This window comes from Halorubrum sp. SD41 (genome assembly GCF_058630335.1).
The window spans coordinates 1-1,136 of sequence record NZ_JBZVGZ010000054.1; the positions used below are offsets into that span (position 1 = coordinate 1).

A 1,136-nucleotide genomic window follows, 5' to 3' on the forward strand; every position below is an offset into this window, starting at 1 on the left:
ACAGTCGATGCTGGTGAGATGTCCGGCGTTGAGTCCAATTAAACCGCAGGCTCCTCCGGTTGTAGTGCTCCCCCGCCAATTCCTTTAAGTTTCATCCTTGCGGACGTACTTCCCAGGCGGTCTGCTTAGCGGCTTCCCTACGGCACAGCACCCACTCGTAGTGGGAGCCACACCTAGCAGACATTGTTTACGGCCAGGACTACCCGGGTATCTAATCCGGTTCGAGACCCTGGCTTTCGTCCCTCACTGTCGGATCCGTTCTCGCGACGTGCTTTCGCCATCGGCGGTCCGTCCAGGATTACGGGATTTCACTCCTACCCCGGACGTACCCGTCGCGCCTTCCGGTCCCAAGCCACGCAGTTTCTACCGGGCGCCCACCTGTTGAGCAGGTGGATTTCCCGATGGACTTGCGCGGCCAGCTACGGACGCTTTAGGCCCAATAAGATCGGCCATCACTTGGGCTGCCGGTATTACCGCGGCGGCTGGCACCGGTCTTGCCCAGCCCTTATTCTGGTACCACCTTACGGTACCGAAAAGCACAGGCGCTATGCCTGTGCACTTGGGATCCCCCTATCGCACTGTCGTGCAGTGTAAAGGTTTCGCGCCTGCTGCGCCCCGTAGGGCCCGGAATCTTGTCTCAGATTCCGTCTCCGGGTTCTCACTCTCATGACCCGTACCGATTATTGGCACGGTGGGCCGTTACCCCACCGTCTACCTAATCGGCCGCAGCCACATCCTTCGGCGCCGGAGCGTTTGACATACCACTCATTCCAGTGGTGGTATGAGATACACTATTAGCCTCAGTTTCCCGAGGGTATCGTGTTCCGAAGGGTAGTTTGGCCACGTGTTACTGAGCTATTCGCCACGAGTCTGAACTCGTGCGACTAGCATGGCTAAATCGGATCCCAATAGCAATGGCCTCCGGCAGGATCAACCGGAATGTAATTCCTTCAGGCCTGATTCCCGGCCTGAAGGGGGTGTTGGCGGGTGTCAATCTCGTCGAAGACGAGGGTTGACACACCATTGCATTGGTCTGTGTGGTGTCCGGGCCACCCAACGGCTTGGATGACACCGAACGACCACGGCTCACATCAGATCACCGCTTACGCCGGAGCGCAGGGGGCGTGATCCTCATC

1 rRNA gene is annotated in these 1,136 nt (G+C 58.5%); it reads right to left on the reverse strand.

The features are described from left to right. Positions 1–941, reverse strand: a 16S ribosomal RNA gene (locus tag AC4NMM_RS15235); the annotation flags it as partial. Positions 942–1,136: the final 195 nt, after the last annotated feature.